Below are 15286 nucleotides of genomic sequence, written 5' to 3' on the forward strand. Positions count from 1 at the left end.
CCGGTGGCGAAGTGGCGAGCACTGCGGCGCGCCTGCGCGATTCAAGGCAGACCACTACAGGTAGTATGGAGATCACACCCCAACCACTAGATGTGGTTCCTTCGCCCGGCTCAAACTCCCGCTCGATCGCTGTGGGCACTACGACTCGAGGAGACTTCAGCGCGTGTTGAAAACGGAAAACCCTGGCGCAGGAACCCTCACGACGGGGAGCGCTCTCGGCACGCTCATGGTGGCCAAACGCGACGGACGCCGGCTCGCCTTCGATGACACCCGCATCTACGCGGCACTCGCCAAGAGCTTCACCGAAGTGCATGGCGAGCTGACCCCGCTCACGCACCGCACCATCCGTGACCTGGTCGCTCGCGTCGACCGCGAGATCGCCTCGCGCTTCGCCGTCGACATCAAGATCTACGAGGTGCAGAACATCGTGGAACACGCCCTGCTTGACAGCAAGGAGTACGACGCCGCCGAGGCATACATCAATTACCGGATCCAGCGGGACTTCGCGCGCAGCAAGGCCACCGACATCAACCACTCGATCATCAAGCTGATCAGCAAGGACGAGTCGGTCGTCAACGAGAACGCGAACAAGGACAGCGACGTCTTCAACACCCAGCGCGACCTGACCGCCGGCGCGGTGGGCAAGGCCATCGGCCTGAAGATGCTGCCCCCGCACGTCGCCAACGCCCACCAGAAGGGCGACCTGCACTACCACGACCTCGACTACCACCCCTACGCGCCGATGACGAACTGCTGCCTCATCGACTTCAAGACGATGCTGAGCCAGGGCTTCCGGATCGGCAACGCCGACGTCGACCCGCCCCGGTCGATCCAGACGGCGACGGCCCAGATCTCGCAGATCATCGCGAACGTGTCCTCGAGCCAGTACGGCGGATGCTCGGGGAACCGCATCGACGAGGTGCTCGCCCCCTACGCCGAGAAGAACCTCGAAAAGCACCTGGTCCAGGCCGGGAAATGGATCGAGGACGAGTCCCGGCACCAGCAGTACGCCGAGGAGAAGACCCTCAAGGACATCTACGACGCGATGCAGAGCCTCGAATACGAGATCAACACCCTCTTCACCTCCAACGGGCAGACACCCTTCACCTCCCTGGGCTTCGGCCTCGGCACCAGCTGGTTCGAGCGCGAGATCCAGAAGGCGATCCTGCAGATCCGGATCGAGGGCCTGGGCAGTGAGAAGCGCACCGCGATCTTCCCGAAACTGATCTTCACGGTCAAGCGTGGCCTCAACCTCGCACCGACCGACCCGAACTACGACATCAAGCAGCTGGCGCTGGAGTGCTCCACCAAGCGCATGTACCCCGACATCCTCAACTACGACAAGATCGTCGAGCTCACCGGCAGCTTCAAGGTGCCGATGGGCTGCCGGTCGTTCCTGCAGGGCTGGACCGACGAGGAGGGCAACGACGTCTCCGAGGGCCGGATGAACCTCGGAGTCGTGACGCTCAACCTGCCCCGGATCGCCCTCGAGGCCGCCGGCGACAAGGACAGGTTCTGGAGCATCCTCGCCGAGCGGGTGAGCACGGCGCGCGACGCACTGCTCTTCAGAATCGACCGGTGCAAGGAAGCGACCCCGGATAACGCCCCGATCCTCTACGTCTACGGCGCCTTCGGCCAGCACCTCGATGCCGGCCAACCCGTCGACACCCTCTTCAAGAACAAGCGCGCCACCGTGTCCCTCGGCTACATCGGCCTCTACGAGGTGGCCGCGGCCTTCTATGGCGGTGACTGGGAATCCGACGCCGAGGCGAAGGACTTCACCGTCGACATCCTGCGCACCCTCCACGAGCGCACCCGGGAGTGGAGCAATGAGTACGGCTACCAGTTCAGCGTGTACTCGACGCCGAGCGAGAGCCTGACCGACCGGTTCTGCCGACTCGACACAGCGAAGTTCGGCTCCGTGCCCAACATCACCGACAAGGACTACTACACCAACAGCTTCCACTACGACGTGCGCAAGAGCCCGACGCCGTTCGAGAAGCTGGACTTCGAGAAGGTCTACCCGACGTATTCCTCCGGCGGGTTCATCCACTACTGCGAATATCCGATCCTGCAGCAAAACCCCAAGGCGCTCGAGGCCGTGTGGGACTACTCCTACGATCGCGTCGGCTACCTGGGCACCAACACTCCGATCGACCGGTGCTATGCCTGCGGCTTCTCGGGCGACTTCGATGCCACCGAGCGCGGCTTCGAGTGCCCCGAATGCGCAAACGCCGACCCGATGACCTGCGACGTCGTCAAGCGCACCTGCGGCTACCTCGGAAACCCGCAGGCCCGCCCGATGGTGCACGGACGCCACACCGAGATCACCTCCCGGGTCAAGCACATGGCGGGCGCCACCGGCATCCGTGGGGCGGATGCCGCCGCATCAGTCGCCGAGGATGCGTAACCCCCAGCCCGGCGAGTGGCTGTCGGAGAAGCTGAGCCAGCGCTACGTCGGCGACTACAAGCCCTTCGTCTTCGTCGACGGCGAAGGGGTGCGGTGCAGCCTGTATCTGTCCGGTTGCCTGTTCGCCTGCGAGGGCTGCTTCAACGAGGCCACCTGGAGTTTTCGCTATGGACAGCCATACAGTCAGGAGCTCGAGGACCAGATCCTCGCCGACCTCGGCCAGGAGTATGTGCAGGGCCTCACGCTCCTCGGCGGAGAGCCGTTCCTCAACACCGGGGTGTGCCTGGCGCTCCTCGACCGGGTGCGCCGCGAACTCGGCAGGTCGAAGGACGTCTGGTGCTGGACCGGCTACACGTTCGAAGAACTGCTGCTGGAGAGTCCGGACAAGCTCGCCATGCTCCGCGAGATCGATGTTCTGGTCGACGGTCGATTCGAACTGGCCAAGCGCGACCTGAACCTGCAGTTCAGGGGCAGCAGCAACCAGCGGATCATCGACGTGAAGGAGTCCCTGGCCAGCGGACAGGTAACGCTGTGGGGCGGGCTCAAGGACGCGACCGGCAGCTACGAACAGATCGAGAAGCGGGAGCTGATCTAGGCGAGGTGCTGCGGGGAAGGTGAATACTGATCACCTGACCACACCCTGCGCGGCAACCCCGCTTCGTTGGAATGGATGCCACGGGCGACGTACCGTCCCCGGCGGAGGCTGGACCAATGGGAGATCCTGGGCGAAACCTGGTGGTGGTTCGTCCTGGTCCAGGTGCCGCTGATCGCCAGCTGGGCCGGCTACTTCTCGGAACGTAAGGCCGAAAGAATGCGCAAGGCCCGCAACCTGCCGCGGCCCACCGAATGATCCCGATCTTCATCATGAGCGCCGCGCCAATATCCCGGCGAAGAGGGCGTGGAGCAGCGGGAGCGCCGAGCCGGCCATGAGCACCGTGCCGATGACGACATCCTCGCCGCGTTGCAGGATGCCTCCGATCAGCAGGGCGGCGAAGAGGATTGCCGAGATGATCTGCCGTCCTGTTCGCTCGAGGCTGCCCAGTCGGCGATCGAGCCGAGGGGTCTGCACCGAGACCGCGCCCTCTTCGATCCGCGTTGTGAGGTTGTCGAGCCGCCTGGGCAACCGCGCGATGATGCCCGCAACCGACATCGCTTGCTTGGCGGCCGCCTGCACCAGGTTCCCGCCCTCGGCTCGGATCAGCCCGGCGGAATACGGCTCGACGGAATTCCAGATGTTGAAGGCGGGGTCGAGCGAACTGCACATTCCCGAGGTCAGCGACATCGCGCGGACGATGAGAAGAAAGTTCTCCGGAAGCTGAAACGGCAGCGACCGCACCACGTCACCGAACTCGACGGCGAAGGCTCGGAACTCGCGCGGGTCGACGTCCTGCAACTCGGCGAAACCCATCCCGCCGAAACGGGCGAACAGCTTCGTCATCGCCCGCTCGAGTTCTGCGGTGTCTGCGGACGGCAGGAGCACACCCACCTCGCGGATGCCGTCCACCATCCCCTTGCCGTCGCGAGACGCGGCGGCGATGAGCAGCTTCCGAAGACCCCGACGCAGGGCATCGGGCACGTCGCCCATCATCCCGAAGTCGATGAAGGTGAGCTTCCAGTCCCGGCGTCCGTCCCCTCCGGGCACACCGGCGTCGCCGAGCGGCGTGACGAAGATATTGCCGGGGTGCGGGTCGGCGTGGAAATAGCCATGGAGGAAGAGCTGGTCGAACATGACGGCCGCGAACTCAGTGGCGACTTCGGACGGGTCGATACCCGCTGCCCTCAGCCCGTCGACATCGTTGATCTTGATTGCGGTCACATCTTGCAGGGTCAACACCCGCCGCGTTGTACGCTCCCACACCAATTCGGGAACGCTGACCCGGGCATCGTCTGCGAAGACCTCAGCGAACCGCTCGGCGCTCGCCGCCTCGTGCAGGTAGTCGATCTCCTCGAGACTCGTGAACGCGAACTCCTCGACGAGGGCGGGCACGTCGACGCGATCCGAGACCAGACGAACGTGGCTGAGCCAGCGGGCGACACGGCGGAGAGCGCTGAGGTCGACATCGACTATCGTGCTGATGCCCGGCCGCTGAATCTTGACGACGACATCGAGCAGGCCTGTCTCGGCGGCATCCGCTTCGGATAGCCGAGCGCGGTGGGCCTGACCGAGGGATGCCGCCGCCAGAGGCGTTGGATCGATGAACGAGAACGCACGCTCGAGCGTGACACCCAGCTCGGCTTCGGCGAGGGTTCGGATGGCCGGGAACGGCACCGGCGGAACCTCGTCCTGCAGACCCTCAAGCTCCTTCGTGATTTCCGGCGGCAGCACGTCGAGGCGTGACGACATGAACTGGCCGACCTTGATCATGAGGCCACCCAGGTCGACCGCGAGCACGTGGAAGCGCTGCGCAATGCGCTGCAGGCGCGCCGACCTGCTTCGTGCTGCGACCCGCGCGAGACCGACCCGAGGGAGAATCAGCTCGTACCACCACGTCTGCACCAGATACCGGGCGGCGAACAACAGGATCCTGCGGGAGCGGGCGCGCATGTTCCCGACGTCGGTCATCTGATCTCCTTGATGCCGACGTGCTGTGGGCACTCGGTCAGTCCTGGGCGAGGATGGAATAGAGCTTACGGCGCGCCTCATCCAGTACGGCAACAGCCTGCTTCACCTGCTCCGGATTGCCCGAGCGCCCGACCTGTGCGGCCGCCTGAGCCAGGTCGATGCCGGCCTTGGGTAGCGCGGTCGCCCGCCCGCTGTCCCGAACACTCTGCGCCTCCCACGGCGCAGCCTGATCTGCCGCGGCGTCCGCTACCCGTCGCCCCTCGTCCGTGAGCGAGTAGGTCTTGCGACCGTTGGACTCCTCCGCACCGATGATGCCTTCGTCCGCAAGCAGTTGAAGTGTTGGATACACCGAGCCGGGACTCGGCTTCCACGCGCCACCGCTGCGTTCCTCAATCTCATGGATGATCTGGTAGCCGTGCATCGGCTTCTCGGCGAGCAACGCAAGCACCGCCGCACGCACGTCGCCGCGTCCCATCCTCGTGCCGACCTTGCGGTCGAACTGTCCGCGGAGCTGTTCCATCGCGTCCCACACCACGGAACCTGGCCAGCCCTCACCGCCGCCACCCCGGCGCCCCCCGAACCCATCGCCCATAAATGAATTACTCATGATGTCCTCCTCAGCGCCACAGCCACCGAGGCTCGACGATACTTAACGATATATCGTCAAGCGACTTGATGGCGAGACCGGATTCCATAATTCATTCCATCTTGTGAGTTTGCATGAACACCTGTCTTCGCCCGTCAAAGTGAGAATCGACGCAAGCACTTGTATACTCGTAGCTATACAGGGAGGCCAGGATGACGAGCATGATCCGTGAGGCGCGGGAACGCCACCGCATCACCATCTACGAACTGGCAGAGCGCCTCCAGATCACTCCCGGAGCAATTTCACATCTAGAGAAGTCTGAGCGCGTTGGCACCATCAAGATCGCCACTTTAAGGCGTGCGCTGCAGGCAATCGGCGAAGACCTTGAGATGGCATCGAAGCCGATCACGATGAAGTCGAGACATCTGATGAGCGCCCGGACGGCTGCTGAAGCCATCAACACGGAACTCAAAGCTGGCGACAGTGACGCAGCTCTCAGACTCACCACGCAGGCCATCGACCACTTTCGGCAGGCAAAGACCTCATCCGAGATTGCAGACTTCCTTCGAAAGCCTGGCCCCATCGAGGACAGTAACTGGGACACGCTATTGGCCACCGCGATTCGATGGGATTCCAAGCGGCGCGGGATCAAAGCACCTGGCTGGACAAAGAGGCCGCCACTGCGCATCGACTGGATGCCCGGGGTAGACACCACTCCGAGCACGGAATACGCCGACTTCATTCGACAGCAGGCCGAGCCTGAGTTCCTCGAGCACAGAATCCTGATCCGCGAACGTGATTTCACCACCCGTTGATGGACAAGCATCTCTTCGATGCCGACGAGCTCCGAGCGCTGCTCACCGAGCTTGGGGACCGAATGGCTGAGCGCGGTGAGAAGGTCGAGGCCTACATCATCGGCGGCACCGCCATGGCTATCGGTCTTGGCTCGAGGCGCGGCACTGACGAGATCGACGGCATGTTCCGTCCGCATGAAGTCGTCGCGGAGGAGGCCTCCAAGATGGCTGCGGAGCGGGGCCTTCGTTCCGACTGGCTCAACACTCGCGCATTTTCCTTCATGAGCGATCCTTCCGAGGACACCCAGGCCAAAGAGATCACGTTCAATGGCATGTCGGTTCGGCTGGCGTCGCCGAGGTACCTCCTAGCCATGAAGATGGCCGCCGGCCGTCTGAAAGATCATGGCGACATCGTCATCCTCATTCGCCACCTCGAGCTCAGGGACCCGGAGCAGATTGCGGACCTCACCTTCGCAATTTTCGGGGACGACGGCATGACACTCACTGATCCTCGCAAGAGTGTCGTTCTCCTGGCGAAGGAGATGCTCAGGCTCGCCTGGGGGTGAATCAGCCGCCGCTTGACTTCTGGGCCCTGCAGCAGGCGCGAGCAACTCGACGGTGGGGTTCAGGTCTGCCGGTACCGCCCAACGGCGCGTGCGACAACTGGCCAGGTCCTCGTCGCAGGCTGAATCCCACACGCGATGGACGGGAGACTGAGTTGGCCCGGACGACGGTGACTGCCGCGCCCACACGGCAAGAATGAGCCGCAAACGGAACGAAACTAGAATGGCGCAATGCAGTTCTCTCTGTGGTTGGCCCTCGTCGGCGCGGGCACCTTGATCAGTTTCACGCCAGGCGCGGGGGCGATCAACACCATGAGCAACGCTCTCAACTCGGGCTTTCGCCGCTCTATCTGGGGAATTCTCGGCCAGCAGGCCGCGCTGCTCATCCACATCGTGATCGTGGCACTCGGTGTCGGTCTGCTCGTAGCCAGTTCTCCGATCGCCTTCAACATCATTCGCTACGCGGGTGCCGCCTACCTCGTCTACCTGGGCATCCGGCAGTATCTCGCCAAGCCGGAGCTGGATGCAGAGCGCGCCAGTGCGCTGAGCGATGAGCCCCGCTGGTCGATGTTCCAACGCGGGCTGTGGGTGAACATCCTGAACCCCAAGGCGATTGTGTTCTTCCTGGCGTTCCTGCCCCAGTTCATCCGGGTCGACCGACCGATGCCGGCCCAGTACCTGATCGTCGCCGCCACCGTCGTCGTCATCGACGTTCTGGTGATGTGGCTCTTCTTCGCCGCAACAGCGCGTTCATTCCAGCGATTCACCCGCGACGCTCAGGGTCAGCGCGCGTTGAACCGCGTCTTCGGCGTGCTCTTCGTGGGCGTCGGCGTACTGCTCGCGGTCATCCACTGAGAGCTCAGGGCCCTCGGCACGGGCTTGGGGCGCGGGCGTGCGGTTTTCCGGGGCTGGTGAGCTTGATCGTCGCAGCCATCATAGGTATCAGGCCGCTACCCGCCCCGCTCCTCTTCCCCGGGAGAATTAAAGTGGGACTCTTCCCGGTCTCGATTCGACGTGATGCCCATCGCTGGCGACGTCCGCATTTTGTCTCCCGTTGCAGATTCCGCCGCCTCGTGCGCCCAATGCCAACGGCACTCAGATCTCAAATTCCGCGTTGTTCGGCCTATCGCACCCATCAGACCGGTTCTACGCTCACGTTGAGAGCCGACATCGTGTCTTTGCCGTCTTGACAAGAGATGAACTCGGCCCGAACCCGATCGGAGCCAGACATGTTGAGAAAGCTGTCCCTCTTGACGGCCGTCGCCGCCATTTCGCTGCTAACGATGCCGGCGTTGTCGGCCGCTGCCGCGCCCCTTTCCGGGGCTATCTTCACGACCGACAGTTCGGGGGTGCCGGTGAACCTGAACATCTACCCCACCAAGGAAGCCGTCTATCTCAACGGCGGTCCTGGCATCAACGCCCCCGACGGTGCCGCGGGGCTTCCTGCCGACACATACTCCTTCCAGGTAACAGACCCGTCCGGCAGGACGTTGCTGTCCAGCGACCCCGTGAATTGTCGGCAGTTCACAGTCGACGCCAGCGGCGTGATCCAGGATGTCCTGGCTTCCGGCGCCTGCGCGCACGCAACCGGCTCGGATGGCGAAGACGGCGGCGCAACGGTGCAACTGTTCCCGTATGCCGACACTCCGAACAACGGCGGCGTTTACAAGGTGTGGGTCAGCCCCACATCGCTCCTGGACTGCACCACTCCGGGAAACAAGAACTGCTTCGTGCCGCGCTTCAGCAAGACGGACAACTTCAAGGTGAGGGACACCAGGGTCGTTGAAATCGACACCCGCTTCTGGAAGGACGGCTACGCCCAGCCTCTCGACGGGCTGCTGGCCAGCTGGACCGACACCAACGGGGCAACGAACCTGAAGTACTCCGAGTACAACCCCGCTGTCCTGGCGTTCCACGAGGCACACGTTGAGGCGGCCGAACAGGGCACCCATCTGATTCAGGTGAGCAATCAGGCGAACTGCGTCATCGATCGGGTGGTGAGCCCCACGGGCAAAACCAGCCTCCCGACCGGCGGCACGGTGACCGTCCCGGTTGCAGTGAGGAACCACAGTTCCGGTAATGCGACCTACTTCGTGGACGTGTACTGCCACTAACGGAGCTGTGAAACACGACGAAGCGAGCCACGGGCGGCGGAGTGACAGCCCTCCGCACGTGGTCGCCTCGTCTGCTCTCTCGCACGCCCGTGCGCGGCCCGACCACACACGCCCATCTGCGCCTCCGCCGCGGACCCACGCCACAGGGACATCGGTCACGGACGTCACCCGATGATCTCAAACTCGACCGTGGCCTCTCACGTGGATGTGGCCGGCCTCGCAGCGGAAGTGAAAACCCCATGTGCGGTCGGGCCATACGACGGTCTACCGGCCCGATTCATGCCCCAGAAACGCCCCTCCAACAAGTCGACCAGGCTTCAGCCAGGCCCGCTTGCACGCAATCTCGTGTGAGTGCGGGCCCTTCTGTCGGCATCATTCGTCTCTGATGGCTTGGTCTTGCCGAATGCGCTTCGCACGGTCGCGCTCTTGTAGCGCTTCACCGGCACGTTGAGGTACGAGAGCACCAGCATTCCGACGTTACGGCTATCGAACGATAACAGCATCCTCTCGCGCTATTATCGCTATATGACGATTATATCTGCGGTTCCGGCCGATGCCTGCGAGCAACTCGATCCTGCGGCGGCGCTGTTCCATTCCCTCAGCGACCTGACCCGGTTGAGCATTGTGAAGCGTATGGCCGGTGGCGAGGTGCGGGTCAGCGACCTCTCCGGCGAGCTGGGGTTGGCCCAGTCCACGGTATCGGCGCACGTGGCCTGCCTGCGTGAGTGCGGCCTGGTGGAAGGCCGCGCGCAGGGCCGCAGCGTGTACTACTCACTGTCCCGTCCAGAACTGATGGACATGCTCGCCCAGGCCGAGGTCCTGCTCGCCGCCACCGGCAACGCGGTCAGCCTGTGCCCCAACTACGGCTCGGGCAGTGCCGGCGCCCCGCTGACAATGGAGAACGCACGATGAGTGATGCTTGCGGCTGCAGTGACGAGAAAACCGGGACCGGGGAAGCCGAAGAAGCGGAGGAGGCCGTCGGGTTTTGGCAGGTGACCGAAATCCGGGCAGCTGCGGTGGCCGGGGCTCTGCTCCTCGCTGCGTGGATCGCCGCGCTGGCCGGCGGCCCCCGATTACTGACCCTGCCCCTGGAGATCGCGGCGCTGTTGGTTGCCGCCTGGACGTTCGTTCCGTCCACCCTCCGACGCCTGCTCAAGGGCAAAATCGGGGTCGGCACGCTGATGACGATCGCCGCCGCCGGCGCGGTCGCGCTCGGGCAGTTCCAGGAAGCAGCCATCCTGGCCTTCCTCTACGCGATCTCCGAAGGACTTGAGGAATACTCCCTGGCGAAGACCCGCCGGGGCCTGCGCGCACTGCTGGACCTGGTCCCGGCTGAGGCGAGCGTCCTGCGCGACGGCGTCGAGGTCACCGTCGCCCCTTCAGAACTCGCCCCCGGGGACCGCATGGTCGTCCGGCCCGGGGAACGTCTGGCCACCGACGGCAGGATCGTCACCGGCCGCACGTCCCTGGATACCTCGGCGCTCACCGGGGAATCCGTCCCGGTCGAGGCCGGACCGGGAACCGAGGTCTATGCCGGGTCCATCAACGGCACCGGCCCGCTCGAAGTCGAGGTCACCAGCACCGCTGAGAACAACTCGCTGGCCAGGATCGTGCACATCGTGGAGGCCGAGCAGTCCCGCAAGGGCCCGGGCCAGCGCTTGGCGGACTCAATCGCCAGCAGGCTCGTTCCGGGCATCCTGATCGCCGCCGCCCTGATCATCGTCTTCGGCTTCATCGTCGGCGAACCACTGCTGTGGTTCGAACGCGCCCTCGTCGTCCTGGTCGCCGCCTCGCCCTGCGCCTTGGCCATCTCCGTCCCGGTCACCGTTGTCGCCTCCGTCGGCGCCGCCAGCCGCATCGGCGTGCTCATCAAGGGCGGGGGCGCCCTGGAAACCCTCGGCAAGATCCGCACCATCGCGCTGGACAAGACCGGAACCCTCACCCGCAACAACCCCGCCGTGATCGAGGTCGCCGCCACCGGATCCGCTACCAGGAACCATGTCCTCGCCCTCGCGGCCGGCCTGGAATCCCGCAGCGAACACCCGCTCGCCCGCGCCATCCTCGCCGCGACCCCGGACCGGGCGCCCGTCACCGACGTGGACACCGTCCCCGGCGCAGGCCTGGAGGGCCGGCATGTCCGGCTCGGCCGTCCGGGCTGGATCGACGCCGGACCGCTGGCCGCGGACCTCGAGCGGATGCAACGGGCCGGCGCCACCGCTGTCCTCATCGAGGACAATGGGCAGGTCATCGGCGCCATCGCAGTCCGTGACGAACTGCGCCCCGAAGCCCGCGAGGTCATCGCCCGGCTGAACGCGTCCGGATACACCACGGCCATGCTCACCGGCGACAACCTGATCACCGCCACCGCCCTGGGACAGGCCGCGGGCATCACCGAAGTCCACGCCGACCTCCGACCGGAGGACAAGGCGGAGATCATCCGCACCCTCAAGGCCCGCCAGCCCACCGCCATGGTCGGCGACGGCGTCAACGACGCCCCGGCCCTCGCGACCGCCGACACCGGCATCGCCATGGGCGCCATGGGCACCGACGTCGCCATCGAAACCGCCGACATCGCCTTGATGGGCGAGGACCTGAACCACCTGCCCCAGGTGCTCGACCACGCCCGGAGGACCCGGCGCATCATGCTCCAGAACGTGGGCCTGTCCCTGCTCCTGATCGCCGTGTTGATTCCCCTGGCCCTATTCGGCATCCTCGGCCTGGCCGCCGTGGTCCTGATCCACGAACTAGCCGAAATCGTCGTGATCGCCAACGGCGTCCGGGCAGGCCGGATCAGCCGCACAACCGCACTGAATGCCGCCCATCCCGCCCCGGCCCTGGAACCAGCAGCGTGAGCACCGAAGCCACCGCCCGCCGGGGCCGCACGAAAATTCATCGCGGTCACAGGCCTGATCATTGCGGCCCTGACCCTCGGCGGAGCCGCCGGTAACTTCATCGACCGGCTCGACGGGCACAGGTCAAGTTTCCGTTTTCTACGCCCCGTTCACCCGACGGATGAGATCGCTCGGCTCGCGAGCGACACAACTGGTTCGCTCACCGCACTACGCCGACAAGTCGAGCGCCGAACGGGCTACCTTTCAACGAGCACCGACACTTCACGGTCGCCTATCGCGAACCACATGGCGGCTGTTATCGGTTGTAGCCTGGCCGGCGCGTTTCATCAAAGCTTCATATGCCCGGGGGCCGAAGCTTCATGCGCCGTCCGCATGCTGGTGTGTAGACACCAACCAGGTGGCTGAACGTGAAAAGGGGCTGGAAAAGATGAAATTCAATCGGACGAAAGTAACCTATGGGCTGGTGGGACTCGGACTTGCCGGAGCGCTTGTCTCTGGCGGCGTTGTCGCCGCCCAGGCAGCGACCGGCGATGGGACGATTCCACAGCCGGCATCGACGACCTCGTCTATCGTGGGCGACCGCCAGTTCGGCCACATGGCCGGTATGGCGTTCGGCCAGAATTCGCCCATGACCGTGATCGCGAGTTACCTCGGCCTGAGCCAGACCGAGTTGCGGGACCAGCTGCAGTCAGGCAAGTCGCTCGCGGACGTCGCCAAGGCCCAGGGCAAATCAGTTTCTGGGCTTGAGGACGCCATGGTCGCAGCGCTCAAGACCAATCTCGACACGACCAGCACCCTGACGTCTGATCAAAAGGTGGCTGCCGTGGAAGAGATGAAGAGCCGTATCGACACGATGGTGAACGCGACCCATACCCCAGGTGAGGGAATGGGGATGGGCTCAGAAGGGAACTCAGGAATGGGATCGGGAATGGGATCGGGAATGGGATCGGGAATGGGATCGGGAATGGGATCGGGAATGGAAACGACCACGCGTTGACGGAGTACATCGTGGGTAAGAAAACGTTCATGCCCGACGCCGCGGCTGCCAGGGAGGCGTCTCCTAAACAGGCAGCCCGGTACCCGGGCACGATTCACAATCAACAACGAATAAAATCGAAGGAGCAGAAGAAATGATGTGGGGAAACGGATACAACATGTCGTGGGGGTGGCCGGTCGGGCTACTCATGCTCGTCGCAATCATCTTGCTGGTCATCTGGGCCGTGCGAGCATTTGCTGACGGAAAGGATCGCGCAGGTCAACGCGGGGACGCTTCGATCGCCCCAGCGAGAGGCGAGCGGAGTCAAGCACGACAGATCCTTGATGATCGCTTCGCGAAGGGCGAATTGGACACCACGGAATACCGGGAACGGTTGAAACTACTTGAAGAAAAGGCCCGGTGAGAGTTCTCCCTCAACGAATTCCTTGAGCCCGGCGCAGCGTCGGTGCCGCCCGGCGGTCCCGGCGCCGCCGGGCTGTCGTTGCGAGCATAATCAGAGGAAAGGGGTGAGCCATGCAGAAGGTCCTGGTCGTTGACGACGAGCCGCAGATCCGGACGGTCCTGCGCGGCTACCTGGAGGCGGAAGGTTACGGGGTCGCGGAGGCCGCGGACGGCGCTGAGGCGCTTGCGGCACTCCGCGACGATCCTCCGGCGCTCGTGCTCCTGGACGTAATGCTTCCGGGGATGGACGGACTCGAAGTCCTGCGGCAGTTGCGCAGCTTCAGCGACGCGTACGTGATCCTCGTCACGGCGAGGGCGGAGGAGGTCGACAAACTAGTCGGACTCGGTGTGGGTGCGGACGACTATGTGACCAAGCCGTTCAGCCCGCGTGAGGTCACGGCTCGAGTGAAGGCAATGCTGCGCCGGGACAATCGGGGCGACCGTGCCGACGCAGACGCCCTGCTCCGGTTCGACGGCTTGTCCGTCAATCCTGCTCACCGCGAGGTCGAGGCGAATGGGGCCTCGATCGCGCTTTCCAGCCTGGAGTTTGACCTTCTCGCCGCACTCGCCGCCGCGCCCGGGCGAGTGTTTTCACGGGCACAACTGCTTGAAAAAGTCTGGGGCTACGATTTCTATGGCGACGAGCGCGTCGTCGATGTCCACATTCGCAGTTTGCGCGCGCGGCTCGGTGACGACGCCAGCGATCCACACCTGATCGCCACCGTTCGCGGTGTGGGCTACAAATTCGTGGGCCGGCCCAGATGAAGATGCGCCTATCGCTGCGGCTGTTCATCTCCTACGCCGCGGTTGCCGTGGTCGGCGGCGGCGTCGCCTACCTGACGATCTCGCTGCTCGCCCCACGCCTGTTCGAAGACCGGTTGGGGATGATGATGAACAGTGACGGAACCGGCATGTCCATGGGAAATATGGACGCGACAAGCGTGCGCTCGGCGTTCCTGTCCGCGCTCACTACCTCGCTCATCGTCGGGGTTCTGGCCAGTGTCGTCGCCGCCGGTTTCGTGGCAGCGGCAGTCACCGGTCGCCTGCTGCGCCCCCTCAATGCGGTGCGCGCCGCAACGAAACAGATAGCTGCGGGAAAGTACGGAGGTAGGGTCCCCGTCCCCTCCGAGCCGGAACTGGCAGCGCTGGCCACCGACGTTAACACGCTCGCCCAGGCCCTGGCCGACACGGAGTCCCGGCGCACACGGCTGCTCGGGGAGGTCGCGCATGAGATGCGAACCCCGCTGACCGTCCTGGACGGATACGTCGAGGGGCTGATTGACGGTGTGTTCACCGCCGGCCCCGACACGTTCGGCTCCCTCAGTGAGGAACTGCGCCGCCTGCACCGGCTCTCGAATGACCTCTCCAGCCTCTCGCGCGCGCAGGAACAGAGACTTGACCTGCATCCAGTCAACACGGACCTGGCTGACCTTGCTCGACGCGCGGCTGCGCGCCTCTCACCTCAATTTGAGGATTCGGACGTCGCGCTGAACATTGACGCCGACACGGCGCTCCCCGTGCATGTGGATCCTGACCGGATCACCCAAGTCCTGACCAACTTGCTCGGGAACGCCCTGCATGCCACTCCCACCGGTGGCACCGTCACGATCACCGCGCGTGACGCGGGTGACGCGGGTGGCCGCGGTGAAGTCGTTGTGACCGACACCGGAGTGGGCCTGGTCGAGGACGACACAGAGCGTGTCTTTGAGCGGTTCTACCGTGTACCGAGCCAGGCCCGCCGCTCCGCCGGATCGGGGATCGGTCTGACGATCGCACGAGAAATAGCGCGTGCGCACGGTGGGGATGTGACGGCGGCGTCGGCCGGGAAAGGGCTGGGAGCCAGCTTCGCGCTCGTGGTGCCCCTGCGATCGGTCGAAATATCTGGCTGAAACTGAAACGTCAATCCCCCCTCTATTTTCGGATGCGGCGGCAGTCGTGCTCTTGGCATGTTTGCGCCAGGACGTTC

General features: G+C 64.4%; 16 protein-coding genes. 13 read left to right on the plus strand and 3 right to left on the minus strand.

Going from position 1 to position 15286, the window contains the following annotated elements:
• Positions 1-163: 163 nt before the first annotated feature.
• The 3 genes from nrdD to E3T48_RS06210 all read left to right on the plus strand — a co-directional run bounded on the left by nrdD (position 164) and on the right by E3T48_RS06210 (position 3260).
• Entirely contained in the window at positions 164-2410 is a 2247-nt protein-coding gene (gene nrdD, locus E3T48_RS06200; RefSeq protein WP_241986683.1) for an anaerobic ribonucleoside-triphosphate reductase, read from the plus strand.
• Positions 2403-3005 carry an anaerobic ribonucleoside-triphosphate reductase activating protein gene (nrdG, locus tag E3T48_RS06205; RefSeq protein ID WP_134522949.1) on the plus strand — a complete coding sequence of 201 codons (603 nt, stop codon included), beginning with the start codon at positions 2403-2405 and terminating at the stop codon, positions 3003-3005. The genes nrdD and nrdG overlap by 8 nt, the downstream gene beginning before the upstream one ends.
• Positions 3006-3080: 75 nt before the next feature.
• Entirely contained in the window at positions 3081-3260 is a 180-nt protein-coding gene (locus E3T48_RS06210; RefSeq protein ID WP_134522950.1) for a hypothetical protein, read from the plus strand.
• 12 nt (positions 3261-3272) lie between these two features.
• Here the strand turns inward: E3T48_RS06210 and E3T48_RS06215 are convergent, their stop codons facing one another.
• Both E3T48_RS06215 and E3T48_RS06220 read right to left on the minus strand, forming a co-directional pair.
• Complete coding sequence (locus E3T48_RS06215) at positions 3273-4973, minus strand: ABC1 kinase family protein (protein WP_134522951.1); 1701 nt, start codon at positions 4971-4973, stop codon at positions 3273-3275.
• Between the two features lie 37 nt (positions 4974-5010).
• Complete coding sequence (locus tag E3T48_RS06220; RefSeq protein WP_134522952.1) at positions 5011-5580, minus strand: PadR family transcriptional regulator; 570 nt, start codon at positions 5578-5580, stop codon at positions 5011-5013.
• A gap of 191 nt (positions 5581-5771) precedes the next feature.
• Here E3T48_RS06220 and E3T48_RS06225 point away from each other — a divergent pair, with 191 nt between their 5' ends.
• From E3T48_RS06225 to E3T48_RS06235, 3 genes are all read left to right on the plus strand, one after another.
• Positions 5772-6374: a helix-turn-helix domain-containing protein gene (locus E3T48_RS06225; protein WP_134522953.1), complete on the plus strand. Its 603-nt coding sequence runs from the start codon at positions 5772-5774 to the stop codon at positions 6372-6374.
• Positions 6374-6919 carry a DUF6036 family nucleotidyltransferase gene (locus tag E3T48_RS06230; RefSeq protein ID WP_134522954.1) on the plus strand — a complete coding sequence of 182 codons (546 nt, stop codon included), beginning with the start codon at positions 6374-6376 and terminating at the stop codon, positions 6917-6919. The genes E3T48_RS06225 and E3T48_RS06230 overlap by 1 nt, the downstream gene beginning before the upstream one ends.
• A 228-nt stretch (positions 6920-7147) precedes the next feature.
• Positions 7148-7771 (plus strand): LysE family transporter, encoded by a 624-nt coding sequence (locus E3T48_RS06235; protein ID WP_134522955.1) that lies wholly within the window; start codon positions 7148-7150, stop codon positions 7769-7771.
• A gap of 280 nt (positions 7772-8051) precedes the next feature.
• Here E3T48_RS06235 and E3T48_RS17200 read toward each other — a convergent pair whose 3' ends face one another.
• Positions 8052-8285, minus strand: coding sequence for a hypothetical protein (locus E3T48_RS17200; RefSeq protein WP_241986684.1), 234 nt, complete (start codon positions 8283-8285; stop codon positions 8052-8054).
• Here E3T48_RS17200 and E3T48_RS06240 point away from each other — a divergent pair.
• The 7 genes from E3T48_RS06240 (at position 8272) to E3T48_RS06270 (ending at position 15209) form a co-directional block, all read left to right on the plus strand.
• A complete protein-coding gene (locus tag E3T48_RS06240) occupies positions 8272-9030 on the plus strand; it encodes a hypothetical protein (RefSeq protein ID WP_241986685.1) in 759 nt (252 codons plus the stop codon). The two genes, E3T48_RS17200 and E3T48_RS06240, sit on opposite strands and share 14 nt — an antisense overlap.
• 525 nt (positions 9031-9555) lie before the next feature.
• Entirely contained in the window at positions 9556-9942 is a 387-nt protein-coding gene (locus tag E3T48_RS06245) for an ArsR/SmtB family transcription factor (RefSeq protein WP_134522957.1), read from the plus strand.
• On the plus strand, positions 9939-11882 hold the full coding sequence (locus E3T48_RS06250) for a heavy metal translocating P-type ATPase (protein ID WP_134522958.1): 1944 nt from the start codon (positions 9939-9941) through the stop codon (positions 11880-11882). Before E3T48_RS06245 ends, E3T48_RS06250 begins: the two co-directional genes overlap by 4 nt.
• A gap of 397 nt (positions 11883-12279) precedes the next feature.
• Entirely contained in the window at positions 12280-12879 is a 600-nt protein-coding gene (locus E3T48_RS16680) for a hypothetical protein (protein WP_166789653.1), read from the plus strand.
• 133 nt (positions 12880-13012) lie between these two features.
• Complete coding sequence (locus E3T48_RS06260; protein WP_134522960.1) at positions 13013-13282, plus strand: SHOCT domain-containing protein; 270 nt, start codon at positions 13013-13015, stop codon at positions 13280-13282.
• Between the two features lie 110 nt (positions 13283-13392).
• On the plus strand, positions 13393-14085 hold the full coding sequence (locus tag E3T48_RS06265; protein WP_134522961.1) for a response regulator: 693 nt from the start codon (positions 13393-13395) through the stop codon (positions 14083-14085).
• Positions 14082-15209 (plus strand): sensor histidine kinase, encoded by a 1128-nt coding sequence (locus E3T48_RS06270; RefSeq protein ID WP_134522962.1) that lies wholly within the window; start codon positions 14082-14084, stop codon positions 15207-15209. The genes E3T48_RS06265 and E3T48_RS06270 overlap by 4 nt, the downstream gene beginning before the upstream one ends.
• The last annotated feature ends 77 nt before the right edge of the window (positions 15210-15286 follow it).

Origin of the sequence: Cryobacterium fucosi (assembly GCF_004403515.1) — a bacterium.
Lineage (GTDB): Bacteria > Actinomycetota > Actinomycetes > Actinomycetales > Microbacteriaceae > Cryobacterium > Cryobacterium fucosi.

Coding starts and splice junctions, on each gene's coding strand:
- E3T48_RS06245 (WP_134522957.1), top strand. CDS start 9,556: ATGACGATTATATCTGCGGTTCCGGCCGATGCCTGCGAGCAACTCGAT.
- nrdG (WP_134522949.1), top strand. CDS start 2,403: ATGCGTAACCCCCAGCCCGGCGAGTGGCTGTCGGAGAAGCTGAGCCAG.
- E3T48_RS06250 (WP_134522958.1), top strand. CDS start 9,939: ATGAGTGATGCTTGCGGCTGCAGTGACGAGAAAACCGGGACCGGGGAA.
- E3T48_RS06215 (WP_134522951.1), bottom strand. CDS start 4,973: ATGACCGACGTCGGGAACATGCGCGCCCGCTCCCGCAGGATCCTGTTG.
- E3T48_RS06225 (WP_134522953.1), top strand. CDS start 5,772: ATGACGAGCATGATCCGTGAGGCGCGGGAACGCCACCGCATCACCATC.
- E3T48_RS06270 (WP_134522962.1), top strand. CDS start 14,082: ATGAAGATGCGCCTATCGCTGCGGCTGTTCATCTCCTACGCCGCGGTT.
- E3T48_RS06210 (WP_134522950.1), top strand. CDS start 3,081: ATGCCACGGGCGACGTACCGTCCCCGGCGGAGGCTGGACCAATGGGAG.
- E3T48_RS06230 (WP_134522954.1), top strand. CDS start 6,374: ATGGACAAGCATCTCTTCGATGCCGACGAGCTCCGAGCGCTGCTCACC.
- E3T48_RS06265 (WP_134522961.1), top strand. CDS start 13,393: ATGCAGAAGGTCCTGGTCGTTGACGACGAGCCGCAGATCCGGACGGTC.
- E3T48_RS06260 (WP_134522960.1), top strand. CDS start 13,013: ATGATGTGGGGAAACGGATACAACATGTCGTGGGGGTGGCCGGTCGGG.
- E3T48_RS17200 (WP_241986684.1), bottom strand. CDS start 8,285: ATGTTCAGGTTCACCGGCACCCCCGAACTGTCGGTCGTGAAGATAGCC.
- E3T48_RS06220 (WP_134522952.1), bottom strand. CDS start 5,580: ATGAGTAATTCATTTATGGGCGATGGGTTCGGGGGGCGCCGGGGTGGC.
- E3T48_RS06235 (WP_134522955.1), top strand. CDS start 7,148: ATGCAGTTCTCTCTGTGGTTGGCCCTCGTCGGCGCGGGCACCTTGATC.